This window comes from Hydrogenophaga sp. (genome assembly GCF_019264445.1).
Classification (GTDB): domain Bacteria; phylum Pseudomonadota; class Gammaproteobacteria; order Burkholderiales; family Burkholderiaceae_C; genus Hydrogenophaga.
In genome coordinates, this window is sequence record NZ_JAHVAB010000023.1 from 16,107 (window position 1) to 35,448 (window position 19,342).

The following is a 19,342-nucleotide window of genomic DNA, read 5'->3' on the forward strand; positions in this document are numbered from 1 at the left end:
CCCATCGGCTCGAGACCCGTCGCCGGGTTGACGACCACGGCCGCGCCGGATACGCAGAACAACGCTCGTGCATCATCCACAACTCGCTGGCTCACACGCACACCCACAACCTCTGGCCTGATGGCAATGGCATTCGCCCGTCTTGCGATTGAAGTGACAGCCGCAGGCGTTGAGGCCACCGCCATGAGCGACGGTAGAGGGGGAGGTCTTGCAGGACGACGTCAGCCAGGGTGTGGAAGCCGATGCTGCGCCCAGGGTGGCGAGGGCGAGCAGTGCGGCGAGGGAAAGGGTGCGCATGACGCACCTTAAGCGCTATGGCTAGGCATGCGCAGCGGGGGAACCCGGAGTGGGGACGCCAAACCATATGGTGAACGCACACCAACGACCTACCCCATGTGCGAGTGCGCCCGGATGTGCCGTTCATCGGCAATGCCTCGCAGGCACCACGCCCTTGCGCTGCGCGTGGCGACTGAACGCCGACAGGGGTGCCCGCGATACCCATCAAGTGGGTGAAGGCTTTCCCGGCTTCAGGGTTTGCGTTGTTCTGCCTCCCTCAGGCAGCCTGCTACTGTGTGACCATTCGACACCTTCCCGAAAGATCACCATGCAACGCTTCGCACTCGCTCTCACGCTGCTGCTCGCCACCACCCTGCACGCCGAAGAAATCGGCTCCGTCGATACCGTCTTCAAATTCATTGGCCCGGACCACAAGATCGTGGTCGAGGCCTATGACGACCCGGGGGTGAGCGGTGTGACCTGCTTCATCTCGCGCGCGAAAACCGGCGGGCTCAAGGGGGCCTTTGGTCTCGCGGAGGACAAGTCGGAGGCATCGATTGCGTGCCGTCAGGTCGGCCCCATCGCCATTGCGAAGCCGATCAAGGCGCAGGAAGAGATCTTCAGCGAGCGCACCAGCCTGATCTTCAAGCGGCAGCGCATCGTGCGCATGGTGGACCCCAAGCGCAACACGCTGGTCTACCTCACCTACTCAGACCGCGTCATCGAAGGCTCGCCGCAGAACTCGGTGACGGCGGTGCCGGTGGACCGCGCCACGCCGATCCCGCTGCGCTGAAGCTTCAGGCGCCGCCCGCCGGCGACCAGGCCGCAAAGCGCACGGTCTGCCCGCTGGGCAGTTTGACCATGGCCGCTTCAAACAGCGGGTGCGCCAGCCACCCGGCCAGCCAGGCCTGCAGCGCAGGCAGGGGCAACGACGCAAACCAGCCGGGCTCCACCGCGGCGAACTGGCGCACGAAGGGAAAGAGCGCGAGGTCGGTGGCGCAAGGGGTTGCGCCGCCGAGCTGCCCGTGCCGCTGCAGCCGCGCGTCCAGCGGCACCAGCAGTGCTTCAACGGCGGCATCGCGCGGCCGCGCCCGGTGCCCGACGCCGTCAAAACGCTCGGGGTACTTGTAGCGGTCCAGCTGGTGCTTGAACGCGCCATCGCACACGGAGAGCAGTGCCAGGTTCTGCGGGCTTTGCGCGCGCGCCCACCAGCCTTCGGGGTCGCGCTGCTGAAAAGCCCATTGCATGATGTCCAGGCTTTGCTCCAGCACGGTGCCGTCGGGCAGCACGAGCACGGGCACCGTGCCTTTGGGTGACAGGGCGAGCAGGGCGGCGGGTTTGTCGCGCAGCACGATGTCGTGTGCATCAAATGCCATGCCCGCTACCAGCAGCGCCATGCGTGCGCGCATGGCATACGGGCAGCGCCGGTAGCTGTAGAGCAGGGGCAGGGGGGTGCAGATCATGGCTTCGCATTACATCGCAAAGCCCCGCGTCCTGTACCCTTGGGCGCATGACACCCGATACCCAAGAACCCATTCACCAAGACCGCGTCTGGAGCGACGAACACTGGACGGCGCGCGTGATCAAGAACGAAGACGACGACGGCTGGGCCGTGGCCATGTACCTGGACGGCGGCGCCGAACCCGCGCTGGTGGGCCCATGGACCATGGGCCGCGACAAGAAAAACCCCAAGCCGCTGGACACCTCGGCCTTCAACACGCTGGTGAAAACCGCGAAGGAAGTGATCCGCCGTTCCGAGCAGCAGCTGCACGCGCAGCTGAACAAGAACGTCAGCATCACCGTGGACGGGCGGCGCCTGCGCGTGGCCCTGGCCATCGTGCCGGACGAAGAGGGCGCGACCGCCACCCTGAGCGCGTGGGACGAATTCGACGACGAGCTGGCACGCGTGCCCGTGGCCCCCACTTACCGTCTGAGCGTGGACAGCGCGCAGGCGTGGGTTGCGTCGGGTTTCGGGAAGCCGCAATGATCGACGGACTGGTCGCCGGGCGCCTGATGGGCGAAGCCTCCCGCCGGGTGGACAAGGCCGGGCGCGGCTACATCGTGGCCCGCGTGCTGGCGCGCAACAAGGCCGACGAGGAATTCATCGTCAACGTGATCGCCTTCGACGAGGCGCCCTGCGCTGCGCTCGTGGCGCTGCGCGACGGCGAGTCGCTCAGCCTGGCGGGCGGGCTCACGCCCAAGGTGTGGACAGACAAGCAGGGCATCGTGCGGCCCAGCCTGGACATGGTGGCGAACCGCGTGCTGACCGTGCACCACGCGGGCCACAAGGATGACGGCGACGCCTGACGCGCCTCAAGCCAGCGACAGCATGTGCCCCAGGCGCGGGTCGCCGCGCCCGCCCAGCACCAGCGCATGGGCGGCCTGCACCGCCTCGGGCCCGCTGTGCTGCTGCACCACGAGCCAGGGCGCGGTGGGCGTGTCCACCTGGCGCACAAAGGCGTGCCAGGCGCGCGCCATGCGCTCGTTGAAGCCGGCAGCGCCCCAGTCGCCGTGGCGCTTCTTGGCTTGCGCCGGTGCGAAGAACAGCACCGGCCTGGGCCCGGCCAGGTCGCGGCCGCCGGCGAGGCGGTCCACGTGGGTGCCGCCAATGGAGCAGCTGTAGGCCAGTGCCGTGAAGCGGCTGTGGATGACTTTGCGCAACTCGCCATTGCCCGCGAAGTCGACGTACACGCAGGGCGTGTCGGCCGCGAGGGTGTCGAGCTGTTCGTAGGTGAGCACGCGGCTGTACACCCCGAGGCTTTCGCAGAACGCCACGTTGGCGGCCGAGGTGAGGCCGATCACCTCCACCTCGGGTCGCTGCGCGAGCTGCGCCGCGGTGGCGTAGGCCGTCTTGCTGCTGGCCGACGAGAGCAGCATGGCGCCGCGATGGCCGTGGGCGCAGGTGCCGAAGAAGTCGTTGTCGGCCAGGAAGTCGTCGATCAGCCACGCGGTGAGAAACAGCGGGCGCAGCAGCGCCTGCTGCGGTTCTTGGGCGGCGTCGTACAGCGGGTCGGTGGCGCAGCGCAGGTATTGGTTGTAGACGGGGTGGAGTTCGGCGCGGTGGGGCGCGCCGTCAAAGAAGCCCTCTGGCGAGACGCGCGCGGGCTGCAGCACCACGTCGGTGGCCATGGGCCAGTAGCCATACAGCCGTTCGCCCACGGCCACGGCCGGGCACTGGGTTTGCGTCACGACGCCAAAGCCCCACACCGGGATGAGTCCCCATTCGCCTTCGCCGTCGCCCTGCGGCACCGGGAAGAACTTCCAGTAGTTCATCGCGTCGCCAAACGCGGCGTAGGTGATGTTGTTCGCGGTGTAAGCGAATTGCTCGATGCGCACGCGCACCTGGCCATCGGACAAAGGCTCCTGTGGCCGTTGCACGGTGCGTGTGGCGCTGAGGGGGTTCTTGCGGACTTGAAACTGCGTGGTGTTCATGGCGGTGTTTCCCTAGGCTGGCAGGCAGACGCGATGGTGCACCGGTCTGGCGCGCCCGCGTGTCGCGCGCGCGGCGGGCGGTTGGCCCTCTTTGCGCCAACAGCCGCCTGCTCTGCGAAAATCCACGGCATGAACGCGACGAACACCACCGAACTCATGAACACCCTGGGGCTGCAGGCCAAGGCGGCCTCGGCGCTCATGGCCAAGGCCAGCACCGCCACCAAGCTCGCGGCCCTGCGCGGCCTGGCCGCGCTGCTGCGTGAGAACGTGCAGGCCCTGCAGGTAGACAACGCGAAAGACCTGGAGCGCGCCCGCGCCAACGGCCTGTCCGAGCCGATGGTGGACCGCCTCAAGCTCACCCCCAAGGTCATCGAGACCTGCGTCCAGGGCTGCGAGCAGCTCGCGGCCATGCCCGACATCATTGGCGACATCACCGGCATGAAGCAGATGCCCAGCGGCATCCGCGTGGGCCAGATGCGCGTGCCCATCGGCGTGTTCGGCATGGTCTATGAAAGCCGGCCCAACGTCACCATCGAGGCCGCCTCGCTGTCCATCAAGAGCGGCAACGCGGCCATCCTGCGCGGGGGCTCGGAGGCCATCGAATCGAACCGCGCCCTGGCCGTGCTGGTGCAACGCGCCCTGACGGACGCCGGCCTGCCGGCCGACGCCGTGCAGCTCGTGCCCACCACCGACCGCGCCGCCGTGGGCCAGCTCATCACCATGCCGCAGTACGTGGACGTGATCATTCCGCGCGGCGGCAAAGGGCTGATCGAACGCATCAGCGCCGAGGCGAAGGTGCCCGTCATCAAGCACCTGGACGGCAACTGCCACACCTATGTGGACGACCCCTGCGACATCGCGCTGGCCGTCAAGGTGACGGACAACGCCAAGACCCAGAAGTACAGCCCTTGCAACGCCACCGAGAGCCTGCTGGTGGCCCGCGCCGTGGCCGCCGAGTTCCTGCCGAAGATCGGCGCGGTGTTCGCGGCCAAGGGCGTGGAAATGCGCGTGTGCGCCCAGAGCCGGGCGATCCTCTCCAGCGTGGCGGGTGCGAACCTGAAAGACGCCACCGAGGCCGACTGGTCCGAGGAATACCTCGCACCGGTGATCAGCGTCAAGCTGGTGGACGGGGTGGACGAGGCGATTGCCCACATCAACCGCTACAGCAGCCACCACACCGACGCGATCATCACCACGAACCACGTGCACGCCCAGCGTTTCCTGCGCGAGGTTGATTCGGCCAGCGTGATGGTGAATGCGAGCACCCGCTTCGCAGACGGTTTCGAGTTCGGTCTGGGGGCCGAAATCGGCATCTCCACCGACAAGTTTCATGCGCGTGGTCCGGTGGGTGTGGAGGGCCTGACCTCGCTCAAGTACGTCGTGCTGGGCGAGGGCGAAGTGCGCGGCTGAGGGCGGATTTCCGCCGGGCGGCGGCTTGAAATTCCGGCCTGGCGGCCCCATTACACTGGTTGCCTTTCCCAGCCGCCCATACCCCTCCCCCCTATGGTTCCCCACCTCGTCACCGCCCTCACCGGCCCCATCAACGAACTCGAGCAGCGCATCCTCGAGTCCACCCCGGTGATCGAGCGCTGGTTCCGGCTGGAGTGGATGGAACACACGCCGCCGTTCTACACCTCGGTGGACGTGCGCAACGCCGGCTTCAAGCTCGCGCCGGTGGACACCAACCTGTACCCCGGCGGCTGGAACCACCTCACGCCCGAGATGCTGCCGCTGGCGGTGCAGGCGGCCATGGCCGCCATCGAGAAGATCTGCCCCGAGGCCAAGAACCTGCTGCTGGTGCCCGAGAGCACCACCGACATCTTCTACCTGAGCAACCTGGCCCAGCTGCAGCGCATCTTCTACATGGCCGGGCTCAACGTGCGCCTGGGCTCGCTGTCCAACGACATCAAGGCACCGACCACCATCGACCTCCCCGGCGGTGAAAAAGTGGTGCTCGAACCCCTGATCCGCAGCAAGCGGCGCCTGGGCCTGAAGAACTTCGACCCCTGCACCATCCTGCTCAACAACGACCTGAGCGCGGGCGTGCCCGGCATCCTGGAAGACCTGCACGAGCAGTACCTGCTGCCGCCCCTGCACGGCGGCTGGGGAACGCGCCGCAAGAGCCACCACTTCAAGGCCTATGAAGAGGTGTCCAAGCGCTTTGGCAAGCTGCTGGGCATGGACCACTGGCTCATCAACCCGATGTTCAGCCAGTGCGGCGAAGTCGACTTCAACGAGGCCGCCGGCCTGGAATGCCTGCGCACCAACACCGATGCGCTGCTGGGCAAGATCCGCCGCAAGTACAAGGAATACGGCATCAACGAAAAGCCGTTCGTCGTGGTGAAGGCCGACAACGGCACCGGCGGCATGGGCATCCTCACGGTGCGCGACGCCAAGGACCTTGACCACCTCTCCGACAAGACCAAGGCCCGCATGGCCGTGACCTCGTCCGGGCAGGCGGTGCACGAGGTGATCATCCAGGAAGGCGTGCTGACCAACGAGCGCATCAACAGCGCAGTGGCCGAGCCGGTGGTCTACATGATGGACCGCTACGTGGTGGGCGGCTTCTACCGCGTGCACGCCGACCGCGGCGTGGACGAGAACCTCAATGCCCCCGGCTCCAGCTATGTGCCGCTGGCGTTCGAGCAGAGCGCGCAACTGCCGCAGCCGGGCGTCAAGCCGGGCGCCAGCGTGCCCAACCGGTTCTACATGTACGGCGTGATCGGCCGCCTGGCGATGCTGGCGGCCAGCTACGAACTCGAAGCCACGGACCCCGACGCCGAGGTCTACGAGTGAGTTGCTGCGGCGCAACATTTGTCGCAGGGCCGCGGTTTTAGACGGCTGAGCCGACAGACAAGGCGCCCCCGGCTGGCGCAAAATCGCGTTCCCTCGACAACTGAACCCCGCGCCGACAGGCCGGGGTTGTTTTGTGTCCGCTTCCAAATCGTCACTTGCGGCGCTCACCCTGGGCGCCATCGGCGTGGTGTATGGCGATATCGGCACCAGCGTGCTGTACGCCGTCAAAGAGGTCTTTGGCTCCGGCCATGTGCCGTTCACCCACGCGAACGTCTACGGCATCCTGTCCATCCTGTTCTGGACACTGACCGTCATCGTTTCCCTCAAGTACGTGGTGCTCGTGCTGCGCGCCGACAACAACGGCGAGGGCGGGCTGATTGCCATGCTCGCGCTGGCTTCCACCGCGGTGAAAGACCGGCCGGCGCTGCGCCAGGGCCTGCTGGCCATCGGCATCTTCGGCACCTCGCTGTTTTACGGCGATGGCGTCATCACCCCGGCGATTTCCGTGCTGTCGGCGGTGGAGGGCCTGGAGGTGATCTCGCCGCATTTCCGGCATTACGTGGTGCCCATCACGCTGCTGGTGCTGTTCGCGCTGTTTGCGGTGCAAAAGCGCGGCACGGGGGGCATCGGCCGGTTCTTTGGCCCGATCACGCTGACCTGGTTCCTCACCATCGCCGTGCTGGGTGTGGTGCAGATCGTGGACCACCCGGAAATCCTGGAGGCCATCAGCCCGCTGCATGCGCTGCGCTTCATGTGGGCGCAGCCGGGCACCACTTTCATCATCCTGGGTGCCGTGGTGCTGTGCGTCACGGGTGCTGAGGCGCTGTATGCCGACCTGGGGCACTTTGGCAAACGGCCCATTCGCCTGGCGTGGTTCATGGTGGTCATGCCCTGCCTCACGCTGAACTACTTTGGCCAGGGCGCGTTGTTGCTGGCCGACCCCGATGCGGTGAAGAACCCGTTCTTCAACATGGCCCCGCCCTGGATGCTGCTGCCGCTGGTGTGCCTGGCGACCATGGCCGCCGTGATCGCCTCGCAGGCCCTCATCACCGGCGCCTTCAGCGTGACCAAGCAGGCGATCCAGCTGGGCTACCTGCCGCGCCTGAAGATCCAGCACACCAGCGTGCGGCACACCGGCCAGATCTACATGCCGTTTGTGAACTGGAGCCTGTTCACCGCCATCGTGCTGGCGGTGGTGATGTTCAAGTCGTCCACCAACCTGGCGGCCGCCTACGGCATCGCCGTCACGCTGGACATGCTGATCACCACGGTGCTCACCTTCTACGTGATCCGCTACAGCTGGAAGTACCCGCTGTGGCTTTGCGTGGCCGCCACCGGTACGTTCTTCCTGGTGGATCTGGCGTTCTTCAGCTCCAACCTGCTCAAGCTGTTTGCCGGCGGCTGGTTCCCGCTGCTCATTGGCGGCGCGGTGTTCACGCTGATGATGACGTGGAAGCGGGGCCGCATGCTCATGGCGGAGAAGCAGCATGCCGAGTCGATCGAACTCAACAGCTTCCTGGACGCCCTGTTCATCGCCCCCCCGGCGCGCGTGGAGGGCACGGCGGTGTTCCTCACGTCGGACACGGGTACCGTGCCCAACGCCCTGCTGCACAACCTCAAGCACAACAAGGTGCTGCACCAGCAGAACCTGTTTGTGACGGTGCGCAGCCACGAAGTGCCCTGGATCGGGCTGGACCGGCGGCTGAAGGTCGAGGCCCTCGGGCATGACTGCTGGCAGGTGGTGGTGAGCTACGGTTTCAAGAACGACGTGGACCTGCCCGAGGCGCTGGAGGCCATGCGCGGGCGCGGCTGCGAGCTGGGCGCCATGACCACCAGCTATTTCCTCTCGCGCGACGTGGTGGTGCCCACCATCGGCAGCGGCATGGCGCCCTGGCGCGAGAAGCTGTTTGCCCAGATGCACCACAACGCCAGCGCGGCCGCCGAGTTCCTGAACCTGCCGAGCAACGCGGTCATTGAGCTGGGCTCGAAAGTGGAGATTTGAGAAGCACCCGTCCGGGCTGAGACCAACCACCGCTCTGGCTCAGGGCAAACGGTAGGGCGGGCGAAGTGGCAGTGAAGGGCGTGGACAATCGCCCGATGCCCTTTTTCCGCGACGTCAATCTCTCCGCCGCTTCCGCCGGCTTCGTGGCGGTGCTGGTGGGCTTCACCAGCTCGGTGGCCATCGTGTTCCAGGCGGCACAGGCCTTTGGCGCGACGCCCGCGCAAATCACCTCGTGGATGTGGGCCCTCGGGCTGGGCATGGGGCTGTGCTCGGCCGTGCCCTCGCTGGTGCTGCGCCAGCCCGTGATGATTGCCTGGAGCACCCCGGGTGCGGCGGTGCTGGCCACCGCCGGCATGGCGGGCGGCTTCACCATGGCCGACGCGGTCGGCGCATTCCTCATCAGCGCGGTCCTCATCGTCATCGTGGGCGCCACCGGCTGGTTCGAGCGCGTGATGAACAAGATCCCCATGGCCCTTGCGTCGGCGCTGCTCGCGGGCGTGCTCGCGCGTTTCGGCCTGCAGGCCTTTTCCGCCGCGCAAACCGCCTTGCCGCTGGTGGCGCTGATGCTCCTGGCCTATCTGCTGGGGCGGCGCCTGCTGCCGCGCTACGCGGTGCCGCTCACGCTGGCGGTGGCCATCGCCTACGTGGTGGCGCGGGGCCAGTTTCAGGGCAGGGCGGTGACGTTCGAGCTGGCTATGCCCGTCTTCACCCTGCCCGCCTTCAGCCTCGCCGCGTTCACCAGCCTGGCGCTGCCGTTGTTTGTGGTCACCATGGCGTCGCAGAACCTGCCTGGCGTGGCCGCGATCCGCGCGGCGGGGTACGACATGCCGATCTCGAAAATCATCACGCTCAGCGGCCTGGCCACGATCGTGCTTGCGCCCTTTGGCGGGTTTGCGCTCAACCTCAGCGCCATCACCGCGGCCATCTGCATGGGGCCCGAAGCGCACCCCGACCCGAAGAAGCGCTACACCGCGGCCGTGGTGTGCGGCGGCATCTATGTGCTGATCGGCCTCTTTGGCGCGGCCATCACCGGCTTGCTGATTGCGTTTCCGCGCGAGCTCGTGCTGGCCATTGCGGGCATTGCCCTGCTGGGCAGCATCGGCGGTGGCCTGCACGCAGCGCTCAAAGACGACGCGCACCGCGAGGCCGCGCTCATCACTTTCCTTGTCACCCTCAGCGGTGTGGTCATTGGCGGCATCGGCTCGGCCTTCTGGGGCGTGGTCGCCGGCGCGTTGGCGCTGCTTGTGCAACAGTACGGGCTCGCCTCGAAAAAGTCTTCCTGAACACCATGAAAAAAATCCTCGTCGTCGCCGACCCGCTTGAAGCCTTCAAGACCACCAAGGACACCACCTTCGCCATGATGCGCGAGCTGCAGAAGCGCGGCCACACGCTGGCCGCGTGCGAGCCCGAGCACCTGCAGTGGCAAAGCGGCCAGCCGGTGACGGCGCAGGTGCGCCACGTCACGCTCACGGGCGACGCCGACGCGTGGTTCAGCGTCACCAGCGAGGGCCGCGAACCCCTGCACAGCTTTGACGCCGTGCTGATGCGCAAGGACCCGCCGTTTGACAGCGAGTTCTTCTACGCCACCCACCTGCTGGAGCAGGCCGAGCGCGAAGGCGCCCGCGTGTTCAACAGCCCCAAGGCGCTGCGCGACCATCCCGAGAAGCTTGCGCTGATGGAGTTCGCGCGGTTCGCACCGCCCACGCTGGTGACGCGCCGGCCCGAGGCGATCCGCGCCTTTCACGCCGAACACAAGGACGTGATCCTCAAGCCGCTGGACGGCATGGGCGGCATGGGCATCTTCCGCGTGGGTGCCGACGGCATGAACCTGGGCTCCATCATCGAAACCCTCAACCAGGGTGGTGCCACCAGCGTCATGGTGCAGCGCTACCTGCCGGAGATCACCCTGGGCGACAAACGCCTGCTGCTCATTGGCGGCAAGGTGGCGCCCTTTGTGCTCGCGCGCATTCCGCAGGGCAGCGAGGTGCGCGGCAACCTCGCCGCCGGTGGCAAGGGCGTGGCGCAGCCGCTGAGCGACGTGGACCGCGCCGTGGCCGAGGCGATTGCGCCCACGCTGGCCGCGCGCGGCCTGCTGCTGGTGGGGCTGGACATGATCGGCGACAAGGTGACCGAGATCAACGTCACCAGCCCGACCTGTTTCCAGGAAATCCAGCAGCAGACCGGCTTCGATGTGCCGGCCATGTTTGTGGACGCACTTGAAGCGGCCATGGCATGAGCGAAGACGACGACCCAACGGCCGCCGCGCCGGGCCGCCCCCAGCAAGGCCAGCCCCCTCGGGGGGCAGCGACCCGCGAAGCGGCAGAGCGTGGGGGCTCAGAACCCCAGCCGCGCAACCCGCTGCACGGGCTCACGCTGGAGGCCATCGTTACCGCGCTCGCCGACCACTATGGCTGGGATGGCCTGGGCGAGCGCATCCCGGTGCGCTGCTTCAACGTGGACCCCAGCGTGGGTTCGAGCCTGCGCTTTCTGCGCAAGACGCCCTGGGCGCGGGAGAAGGTCGAGAGCCTCTACCTGTTCATGCTGCGGGAAGAGCGCCGCGCCGGTCGGGGCGGCCCGGGTGCGCGGGCATCTTGAGGCGGCGTCATCCCCGTCCTACACGCAGGCGTCGCGGCAGCTGACGGCGGGCAGGCGATGCCCGGCCTACGATGGTCTCACCCCATCACAACAGGAGCACCGCCATGAACACCATCATTTACATCGTCGGGCTGATCGTCGTCATCGGCTTCGTGCTGAGCTTCTTCGGCTTGCGCTGAGCGCGTCGCCGCCGCGAGGCGGCCTGCCCGATCGGGTACGTCAAGGGTTGACTGGGCCACAATGCGCCGGGCACTTCAGATGCCTGGGCTCCGTGGCTTTTTTTTCGTCTTCAACCCAAAACGCACCATGAACACTCTGAACAAGTTCGCTTCGCTCTGCGCTGTCACACTCCTCGCCGCCTGCGGCACGTCGTTGCCGTCGCCAACGTCTTCCACCGCTTCAGCGCCTGCGCCTGCTGCCAGCGCGCCCGCTGCGTCCGAGAAGCAAACCGCCAAGTCGCGCGACGGTACCTACGAAGGCGAGATCACGGGCAAGGTCCGGCCAGGCAGCAAGTTTGCCGCGCTCAAGATCGGCATGGACATGCAGGAAGTGCAGACCTCCATGGGCCGCACACCCGACCGCTTTCACACCTACGAATCGGGCAAGCGCTGGATCCCGTTCTATTTCGGCAACGATGCGCGCCGCATGCAGGCGCTCTACAAGGGCGAAGGTTGCCTGATCTTCACGGGCGGCAACGTGTGGGGCAGCGCCGGTGGCGACCTGATCGGCATCCAGCACGACGCCTCGGGCGCCTGCTACCAGCCCTGATTCCACAGGGCTTGAAAGCACACCAGGGCCGCCGCGAGCGGCCCTTACAGTTTTTCGGTCTCGCCCACCTTGGGCTGCCACTTCATCAGCCGCTTTTCGATCTTGCCCACCGCGGCATCGAGCGCCAGCGCAAACAGGGTGAGCACCACGATGCCGGCCATCACGGTGTTGATGTCGAAGCTGCCTTCGGCCTGCAGGATGAGGTAGCCCACGCCCTGGCTGGAACCCAGGTACTCGCCCACCACCGCACCCACAAACGCCAGGCCCACGCTGGTGTGCAGCGAGCTGAACACCCAGCTGGTGGCGCTGGGCAGGTACACATGGCGCAGCAGCTGCTTCTGGCTCGCGCCCAACATGCGCGCGTTGGCCAGGATCACCGGGCTCACTTCCTTCACGCCCTGGTAGACGTTGAAGAACACGATGAAGAACACCAGCGTGACACCCAGCGCCACCTTGCTGGCGATGCCCAGGCCGAACCACACCGCGAAGATGGGCGCCAGGATGATGCGCGGCATGGAGTTCATGGCCTTGATGTACGGCTCCAGAATGGCCGAGGCCATGGGGCTGAGCGCGAGCCACAGGCCGCCCAGCAGTCCGCCAATGGCGCCAATGGCGAAGGCCAGCACGGTTTCGGTGAGTGTCACGCCCAGGTGCTGGTAGATGTCGGCGTCGGTGACGAACCAGGTCCAGATGCGTTGGGCCACGCGCACCGGCTCGCCAAAGAAGAAGGCGGCCTGGCGGTCGTTGTCGAACATGAACGGCGGGATGAGCCCGGGCGTGGTCATGAGGTACCAGAACGCAATGAGGGCCACCAGCAGGGCCAGCTGCCACAGGCGCAGCGTCTTGGGCTGCGGCTTGATGAGGTTCCACATGGTGCTCAGGCCGCTTTCTTCAGTTGCTGCTCGTAGCCCTTGAGCACTTCCTCGCGCATCACGGCCCAGATGGCGGCGTGCAGTTCGACGAAGCGGGCCGTGGTCTTGATCTCGGCCACGTCGCGCGGGCGCGGGATGTCGATGGCGAATTCACCGATGGGGTGGCTGGCCGGGCCGGCGCTGAGCACCACCACACGGTCGCTCATGGCGATGGCTTCGTCCAGGTCGTGCGTGATGAACAGCACCGCTTTGCGGCCATTGCCCCCTTGCGCTTCGCGCGGTCCCCCCGAGGGGGAGCGCATCGGGCTTGGGGCGGCCCGGCGCCCGCTGCCGGCCGCCCACAGGTCCAGCACCTCGTTTTCCATCAGCTGGCGCGTCTGGATGTCGAGCGCGGAAAATGGTTCGTCCATCAGGATGATGTCGGGGTCGAGCACCAATGTTTGCGCCAGGCTCGCGCGCTTGCGCATGCCGCCGCTCATCTGGTGCGGGTAGCGGTCGCCAAAGCCGCCCAGGCCCACGCGGCGCAGCCATTCTTCGGCCTGCGTGCGCGCGTCGGCGTCGGGCACACCGCGAAACGACAGGCCCGCCATCACGTTGCCCAGCGCGGTGCGCCAGGGCATCAGGCTCTCGGTCTGAAACATGTAGCCCGCGCGCGTGTTGATGCCGTCCAGCGGCTCGCCAAACACCTTCACCGTGCCGGTGCTCGGCGAGAGCAGGCCGGCCGCGACGTTGAGCAGCGTGCTCTTGCCGCAGCCCGTGGGGCCGACCACGCTCACGAACTCGCCCGCGCCCACCGTGAGCGTCACGTCGCGCACGGCCGTGTAGCGCTGGCCGGGGTCGTCTTTGCTGATGAAGGTGCAGGACACGCCCTGCAGGTCGATGGCGGGGCTCGTCGTCATCAGGGCATCAGCCTTTCGGGTACTTCAAGTTCGCCTTTTGCACAAAGGCGTTGGTGTAGACCGCGTTCAGGTCGAGCTTGGCCTTGGCCAGGTCGGCGTCCACGCTGGCCAGCGCGCGCAAGGCGGTGTCGGCGCCCTTGGTCGGGAAGCTGCCATCGGGCGACAGCGCGCCCTTGGCGGCCATGAAGGCATCGATGTAGACCGCGCGGTCGCCCAGCAGGAAGCTCTCGGGCACGGCCTTGATGATGTCGCCCGGCCCGGCGGCCTGGATCCACTTGGACGCGCGCACCATCGCGTTGGCCAGGGCCTGCGCGGTGTTGGGGTTCTTGTCCAGGAAGGGCTGCGGCGCGTAGAGGCAACCGGCGGGCATGGGCCCGCCGAACACCTTTTCCGACTCGGCCACGATGCGCGTGTCGGACACGATCTTGAGGTCGCCCGAGCGCTGCAGCAGCGTGATGACCGGGTCGAGGTTGCTGATGGCGTCGATCTGGCCCGCGCGCATGGCGGCCACGGCACCGTTGCCCGCGCCCACGCCGACGATGCTCACGTCACTGGGCTTGAGGCCCGCCTTGGCGAGCACGAAGTTGACCATCACGTTGGTGGAACTGCCCGGGGCGGTCACGCCGATTTTCTTGCCCTTGAGATCGGCCACCGTTTTGAAGCCGCTCATGGTCTTGGGGTTGACGCCCAGCACGATCTGCGGCGCGCTGCCCTGCAGCACGAAGGCGCGCATGGGCTGGCCCTTGAACTGCATGTTGATGGTGTGCTCGAACGCGCCCGAGACCACATCGGCGCTGCCGCCCACCACGGCGGCCAGCGCGCGCGAGCCGCCCGCGAAGTCGACGATGGTCACGTCCAGCCCTTCGGCCTTGAAGTAGCCGAGCTGCTCGGCAATCGTCAGGGGCAGGTAGTACAGCAGGTTCTTGCCGCCCACGGCGATGGTGACCTTGGGCTTTTCCAGGCCTTGTGCGAACGCGAACGGGGGCAGCACGGCAGCGGCCAGGCCGCCGGCGACGAGGTGTCGTCTTTGCATGGGGTTGTCTCCTTGTTGGAAGGAGCCATGGTAGCCCGGGGCGCCGCCCGCGGGTACCCGGGAAATCACGGCAAGGGCAGGCCGTCCACGAACACCTTGAGCTCGTTGGGCTCGAACGCGGCCCACTGCTCGTTGCTGGTGAGCGGTGTGGTCACGACCACGGCGGCGCGGTCGCCGGGCTGGTTGAGTTCGGCGAAGTTCACCGTCCAGTCCTGGTCCATCAGGGTGGCCTGTGCAAACGGGTGCTGGCGCACCAGCCAGTGCAGCTTGGTGCTGCAGTGCGCCCACAGCGCCTCGCCGTTGGAGAGCAAAAAGTTGAAGGTGCCGAACTGGCGCACCTGGGGCACCAGCTCGCGCAGGGTGAGCGTGAGCTCGCGCACATCGGGCAGGCTGGCGTGCGACTTGGCCAGCTCCTGCATGAGCCAGCAGAAGGCGCGCTCGCTGTCGGTGGTGCCCACCGGACGGAAATGGCTGTGCAGCGGCGGAGCGTAGTCTTTCAGGTCGCCGTTGTGCGCAAACACCCACTGCCGTCCCCAGAGCTCGCGCACGAAGGGGTGGGCGTTTTCCAGCGCCACTTCACCAATGGTGGCCTTGCGCACGTGGGCAATGATGTTGCGGCTCTTGAGCGGATAGCCCTGCAGGAAAGTCGCCATGGGCGACTGCGAGGCGCTCTCGTGGTCGATGAACAGGCGCAGGCCCTTGCCCTCGAAGAAGGCGATGCCCCAGCCATCGGCGTGGTGGTCGGTGTTGCCGCCGCGCTGGCAGAAACCGGTGAAGCTGAACGACGCGTCGGTCGGCGTGGCGCAGTTGAGTCCGAGCAGTTGGCACATAAGGCTATTGTGGCGGTGGAGGTGCGGCGGCCCGCAGTTTCAGCGCAGCGGTCAGCGCCAGCGCGCAGATAGCCGCGAGCATGAGAAAGGTTTCTTCGAACGCGGCCACGCGCGCCGGCGTGCCCACGCCGCCTGCGGTGAGCTGCACGCCGTGCGCGGCCAGGCGCCACTCGAGCACGATGCCGCACAGGCTCACGCCCGCCGCGCCGCCCAGCATGCGCAGGAAGTTGATGACGCTGGCGCCCTGCGCAATGTCCACCCGCTCCAGGCCGCGCATGGCGCCGATGTTGAGCGAGGGCAGGATGAAGCCCAGGCCGATGCGTCCGACGATGGCCCAGGTCACGAGCAGCGGGATGACCCACATCGGGCGCCCCGGGTCGATGGTGACCATGAGCCCGAACGAGGCCGAGAGCAGCACCAGGCCAATGCTCACCAGCTGGTGAGTGGGGTGGCGGTCGGCCAGCCGCCCGACCACCGCGATGGCCACCGCCAGCACCAGGCCCGCCGGCAGAAGAATGGTGCCCACGTGCGATGCCGAGAGGCCCAGCCCGCTTTGCATGTAGACCGGCAGCAGGTAGGTGGAGCCAAACAGCGCAATGCCGTAGATGAAGGCCACGATGCTGCCCATGGCAAAGCGCCGGTCCTTGAACAGCGACAGGTTCATGAGCGGGTCCACGCCTTCGTCGGGCCGGCGCCGCCGCGCCTTGAGCGTGCGCCGCTCCAGCCAGATGAAGGTCACCAGCATCAGCGCGGCGCCGCCCAGCAGCAGGGCTGCGGTGGCGGCGGTGCCGCCGTGCAGCTCCACCAGGCCGTTGAGCAGGCACAGCGTGCCCACCGCGGCGAGGGCCAGGCCGCGCCAGTCGAGGCCGGCCCCCTGCGGGTTGGCTGCACCGCCACCCGGCGACGTGGTGGGCACGAAGCGGTAGGCGAGCCACAGCGAGGTGAGGCAGAACGGCACCACCATGAAGAAGATGGAGCGCCAGCCAAAGCCATCGACCAGCAAGCCCCCGATGCTGGGGCCCAGCGCGGGCGCGAGGACCACACCCATGCCGAAGATGCCGCTCGCACGGCCCTGCTCGTGCGGCTGGAAGGCGCGCAGGATGATGATGGCCGGGATGGGCTGCACCACACCCGCAGCCAGGCCCTCGGCCACGCGCGCAGCCAGCACCAGCGGGTAGTCGTTGGCAAAGCCGCCGGCCACGCCGCCCACCATCAGCAGCCACATGCAGCCCACGTAGGTGCGCCGGTAGCCATAGCGCGCCAGCAGCCAGGGCGTGGTGAGCATGGAGACGGTCATGGCCGCCATGAAGCCCGAGGTGACCCACTGCGCGCGTTCCTGGCCGAGCGTGAAGTGCCGGCTCATGTCGGGAATGGCGACGTTGATGACGGTCGACGACATGATGGCCGCCATGGTCCCCACCATCACCGAGAGCAACAGCAGCCAGCGGTAGCGTTCGCCATAGCGCTCACGCAGGGCGGGCAGGGAGTGGTCGCTGGAAGGGGTCGTCATGGGAGGGCGCGGCGGCCAGTTTGCCATAGGGGGTCGGGTATATTGCCCCAGCCCCTTTTTCCCCTGCCTGCACCCCGCCCATGCCGCCTGTTCCGAACGCTTCCCTGATCATCCGCGGGCTGTTGCTGCTGATCGTGGCGGCTGGTGTGTATTTCTTCGCCGGCTTCCTGGTGCCGGTGCTGGCCGCGCTCATCATCGGTTTTGCGAGCTGGCCGCTGTACCTGCGCGGTGTTCGCGCCTGCCGGGGCAGCACCACGCTGGCGGCCAGCCTGGCGCTGGTGATCGTGGTGGTGGTGCTGGTGGTGCCGCTCACGCTGGCCTTGCACTACGCGCTGAAGGAGGCCAGCGGCCTGGTGGCCTGGCTGCTGGACGTGAACCGCAACGGCGCACCGCCGCCGGCCTGGATCGAAGCCTTGCCGTGGGTGGGCGAAACGCTGGCCACCTACTGGCGCGAGCACCTGGGCGAGCCGCACGCGCTGGGCGACTGGATCCAGCTGCTCAGCGGCCAGCACATCGGCAACATCTACCGCATGGTGCTCAGCGCCACGGGCGATGTGGTGAACCTGGCGCTCACTCTGCTGTTCATGCTCATCACGCTGTTTTTCGTCTACAAGGACGGCGCGCGCATTGCGGGCCAGCTCGACACCATCGGCGAGCGCGTGCTGCCCCTGCAATGGCAGCGCTTCTCGCGCGTGGTGCCGGCCACCGTGAGCGCCACGGTGACCGGTCTGGGCCTGATTGCCATAGGCGAGGGCGTGGTGCTGGGCGTGGCTTACTGGGTGGCGGGTGTGCCGTCGCCGGTGCTGCTGGGCGTGGTCACCGGCTTCATGGCGCTGATCCCAGGCGGTGCGCCGCTGTCGTTCACCCTGGTCTCGCTGTACCTCGTGGGCTCCGGGCACCTGTGGGCGGGTCTGGGCCTGTTTGCGTGGGGCTCGATCGAGCTGTTCATCGTCGACAAGACGCTGCGCCCGCGCCTGGTGGGCGGGCCGGTGAAGCTGCCGTTCCTGCCCACGTTCTTTGGCCTTGTCGGCGGCGTGAAAACCATGGGCATCGTCGGCCTGTTTGTGGGCCCGGTGCTCATGGCGCTGCTGGTGGCCATCTGGCGCGAGTGGCTGCATAGCATGAGGGCGCCGCCTGCAACCCACCCGCCCCCGCTGCCAGCACCCGCGCGCAGTGACGGCGCCGACCCGTCGGCCTAACCGCGCTTGTGCGCCGCCGCGGCGCAAGCCGCGCAGATGCACGCCTGACCGCGCGCCGCAGGCGGGACGCGCGCCAGCAGCTCAGCAGTGAAGGTGGCGCTCAGGCACCAGCACGGGGCTTGGGGCTGGCCGGTTTCGCGCTCGATCTCCATCGCACAGCGGTTGTCGCCGCCGCACAGCGGGCAGCGGCACGGGTCGGGCGGTGAGGGGTCGCGGGTCATGGCGGCAGTGTAGTCACCCACGTGATGGGCGCCCAGGGCTTGGCCGGCCTACGATGGCGCCATGAACGACACCGCCACCCCCTCTTCCGCCGGCCGCATCGTCACCGAGGTGCAGGGCCCCGTGCTCTTGATCGGCATTGACCGCGCGGCCAAGCGCAACGGTTTCACGCCCGCCATGATGCAGGCGCTCGCCGAGGCCTACACCCGGCTCGACGACGACCCCGCGCTGCGCGTGGGCGTGCTGCACGCGCTGGGCGAGCACTTCACCGCCGGACTCGACCTGCCCAGCTTCGCACCGCTCATGCAGCGCGGCGAACGCGCCATGGCCGAAGGCCTGGTGGATCCGCTCAACCTGGGGCGACCCGGCTACCGCCGCCGCACCAAGCCGATGGTGGTGGCGGTCAAGGGCATCACCTACACACTGGGCATCGAGCTCATGCTCGCGGCCGACATCGTGGTGGCCGCCGACGACTGCCGCTTCTCGCAGCTGGAGGTGCAGCGCGGCATCATGGCCACGGGCGGTGCGACGCTGCGCATGGCCGAGCGCGCGGGGCTGGGCAACGCGCTGCTGCACCTGCTCACGGCCGATGTGTTTGACAGCGCCGAAGCGCTGCGGCTGCATTTCGTGCAGCGCGTGGTGCCGGCCGGCAGCGAGCTGGACGAGGCCTTGCGCATCGCCCAGGCCATTGCCCAGCAGGCGCCACTGGCGGTGGTGGCTACGCGGCTGAACGCGCTCAAGGCGGTGGAAGACGGGCCGATGGCCGCGGCCGATGAATTCGAGGCCACGCAGCAGCGCCTGGCCCGCAGCGACGACGCCCGCGAGGGCGTGCTGTCGTTTCAGGACAAGCGCGCGGCGCGTTTCAGCGGGCGCTGAGCGCCACGGTTTTCGGGCGCCCGCGCCCGAGCGGG

General features: G+C 67.6%; 21 protein-coding genes. 12 read left to right on the top strand and 9 right to left on the bottom strand.

Annotated features, from left to right (window positions below; genetic code table 11):
- Positions 1-72: 72 nt before the first annotated feature.
- On the bottom strand, positions 73-297 hold the full coding sequence (locus tag KXJ60_RS21655) for a YHYH domain-containing protein (protein ID WP_363318032.1): 225 nt from the start codon (positions 295-297) through the stop codon (positions 73-75).
- Between the two features lie 307 nt (positions 298-604).
- On the opposite strand from KXJ60_RS21655, the gene KXJ60_RS02960 reads away from it, so the two are divergent.
- Complete coding sequence (locus KXJ60_RS02960) at positions 605-1,069, top strand: CreA family protein (protein WP_291123936.1); 465 nt, start codon at positions 605-607, stop codon at positions 1,067-1,069.
- Between the two features lie 4 nt (positions 1,070-1,073).
- Here KXJ60_RS02960 and KXJ60_RS02965 read toward each other — a convergent pair whose 3' ends face one another.
- Positions 1,074-1,739, bottom strand: a complete 666-nt coding sequence (locus KXJ60_RS02965) for a glutathione S-transferase (RefSeq protein ID WP_291123938.1) — start codon at positions 1,737-1,739, stop codon at positions 1,074-1,076.
- A gap of 47 nt (positions 1,740-1,786) precedes the next feature.
- Here KXJ60_RS02965 and KXJ60_RS02970 point away from each other — a divergent pair, with 47 nt between their 5' ends.
- Together KXJ60_RS02970 and KXJ60_RS02975 are read left to right on the top strand one after the other, a co-directional pair.
- Positions 1,787-2,263 carry a hypothetical protein gene (locus KXJ60_RS02970; protein ID WP_291123940.1) on the top strand — a complete coding sequence of 159 codons (477 nt, stop codon included), beginning with the start codon at positions 1,787-1,789 and terminating at the stop codon, positions 2,261-2,263.
- The gene (locus KXJ60_RS02975) at positions 2,260-2,583 is read left to right on the top strand and encodes a single-stranded DNA-binding protein (protein ID WP_291123942.1); all 324 of its coding nucleotides are present in this window, start codon (positions 2,260-2,262) and stop codon (positions 2,581-2,583) included. The genes KXJ60_RS02970 and KXJ60_RS02975 overlap by 4 nt, the downstream gene beginning before the upstream one ends.
- 6 nt (positions 2,584-2,589) lie before the next feature.
- Here the strand turns inward: KXJ60_RS02975 and KXJ60_RS02980 are convergent, their stop codons facing one another.
- Entirely contained in the window at positions 2,590-3,708 is a 1,119-nt protein-coding gene (locus KXJ60_RS02980) for a DUF2855 family protein (protein WP_291123945.1), read from the bottom strand.
- A 129-nt stretch (positions 3,709-3,837) separates the two neighbouring features.
- Here KXJ60_RS02980 and KXJ60_RS02985 point away from each other — a divergent pair, with 129 nt between their 5' ends.
- The 7 genes from KXJ60_RS02985 to KXJ60_RS03015 all read left to right on the top strand — a co-directional run bounded on the left by KXJ60_RS02985 (position 3,838) and on the right by KXJ60_RS03015 (position 11,869).
- Entirely contained in the window at positions 3,838-5,118 is a 1,281-nt protein-coding gene (locus KXJ60_RS02985) for a glutamate-5-semialdehyde dehydrogenase (RefSeq protein WP_291123947.1), read from the top strand.
- Between the two features lie 93 nt (positions 5,119-5,211).
- The gene (gene gshA, locus KXJ60_RS02990; protein ID WP_291123949.1) at positions 5,212-6,504 is read left to right on the top strand and encodes a glutamate--cysteine ligase; all 1,293 of its coding nucleotides are present in this window, start codon (positions 5,212-5,214) and stop codon (positions 6,502-6,504) included.
- Positions 6,505-6,637: 133 nt separating this feature from the next.
- Positions 6,638-8,506 carry a potassium transporter Kup gene (locus tag KXJ60_RS02995; RefSeq protein ID WP_291123951.1) on the top strand — a complete coding sequence of 623 codons (1,869 nt, stop codon included), beginning with the start codon at positions 6,638-6,640 and terminating at the stop codon, positions 8,504-8,506.
- A 95-nt stretch (positions 8,507-8,601) separates the two neighbouring features.
- Positions 8,602-9,789: a benzoate/H(+) symporter BenE family transporter gene (locus KXJ60_RS03000; RefSeq protein WP_291123954.1), complete on the top strand. Its 1,188-nt coding sequence runs from the start codon at positions 8,602-8,604 to the stop codon at positions 9,787-9,789.
- A 5-nt stretch (positions 9,790-9,794) separates the two neighbouring features.
- Positions 9,795-10,742, top strand: coding sequence for a glutathione synthase (gshB, locus tag KXJ60_RS03005; RefSeq protein ID WP_291123956.1), 948 nt, complete (start codon positions 9,795-9,797; stop codon positions 10,740-10,742).
- Positions 10,739-11,101: a VF530 family protein gene (locus KXJ60_RS03010; RefSeq protein ID WP_291123958.1), complete on the top strand. Its 363-nt coding sequence runs from the start codon at positions 10,739-10,741 to the stop codon at positions 11,099-11,101. The genes gshB and KXJ60_RS03010 overlap by 4 nt, the downstream gene beginning before the upstream one ends.
- Positions 11,102-11,407: 306 nt before the next feature.
- Entirely contained in the window at positions 11,408-11,869 is a 462-nt protein-coding gene (locus KXJ60_RS03015; protein ID WP_291123960.1) for a hypothetical protein, read from the top strand.
- Between the two features lie 44 nt (positions 11,870-11,913).
- On the opposite strand, the gene KXJ60_RS03020 is transcribed toward KXJ60_RS03015, so the two are convergent.
- From KXJ60_RS03020 to KXJ60_RS03040, 5 genes are all read right to left on the bottom strand, one after another.
- Entirely contained in the window at positions 11,914-12,741 is an 828-nt protein-coding gene (locus KXJ60_RS03020) for an ABC transporter permease (RefSeq protein WP_291123962.1), read from the bottom strand.
- 5 nt (positions 12,742-12,746) lie between these two features.
- Positions 12,747-13,640 (bottom strand): ABC transporter ATP-binding protein, encoded by an 894-nt coding sequence (locus KXJ60_RS03025; RefSeq protein WP_291123964.1) that lies wholly within the window; start codon positions 13,638-13,640, stop codon positions 12,747-12,749.
- A gap of 7 nt (positions 13,641-13,647) precedes the next feature.
- Positions 13,648-14,673 carry an ABC transporter substrate-binding protein gene (locus tag KXJ60_RS03030; protein ID WP_291123966.1) on the bottom strand — a complete coding sequence of 342 codons (1,026 nt, stop codon included), beginning with the start codon at positions 14,671-14,673 and terminating at the stop codon, positions 13,648-13,650.
- A gap of 65 nt (positions 14,674-14,738) precedes the next feature.
- On the bottom strand, positions 14,739-15,503 hold the full coding sequence (locus KXJ60_RS03035) for a class II glutamine amidotransferase (protein WP_291123968.1): 765 nt from the start codon (positions 15,501-15,503) through the stop codon (positions 14,739-14,741).
- Positions 15,504-15,507: 4 nt separating this feature from the next.
- On the bottom strand, positions 15,508-17,013 hold the full coding sequence (locus tag KXJ60_RS03040; RefSeq protein WP_291123970.1) for an MFS transporter: 1,506 nt from the start codon (positions 17,011-17,013) through the stop codon (positions 15,508-15,510).
- 80 nt (positions 17,014-17,093) lie between these two features.
- On the opposite strand from KXJ60_RS03040, the gene KXJ60_RS03045 reads away from it, so the two are divergent.
- Positions 17,094-18,212 (top strand): AI-2E family transporter, encoded by a 1,119-nt coding sequence (locus KXJ60_RS03045; RefSeq protein WP_291123972.1) that lies wholly within the window; start codon positions 17,094-17,096, stop codon positions 18,210-18,212.
- On the opposite strand, the gene KXJ60_RS03050 is transcribed toward KXJ60_RS03045, so the two are convergent.
- A complete protein-coding gene (locus KXJ60_RS03050; protein WP_291123974.1) occupies positions 18,209-18,433 on the bottom strand; it encodes a cysteine-rich CWC family protein in 225 nt (74 codons plus the stop codon). The genes KXJ60_RS03045 and KXJ60_RS03050 overlap by 4 nt on opposite strands.
- Positions 18,434-18,494: 61 nt before the next feature.
- Between KXJ60_RS03050 and KXJ60_RS03055 the strand changes: the two genes are divergently transcribed.
- Positions 18,495-19,307, top strand: a complete 813-nt coding sequence (locus KXJ60_RS03055) for a crotonase/enoyl-CoA hydratase family protein (RefSeq protein ID WP_291123976.1) — start codon at positions 18,495-18,497, stop codon at positions 19,305-19,307.
- Positions 19,308-19,342: the final 35 nt, after the last annotated feature.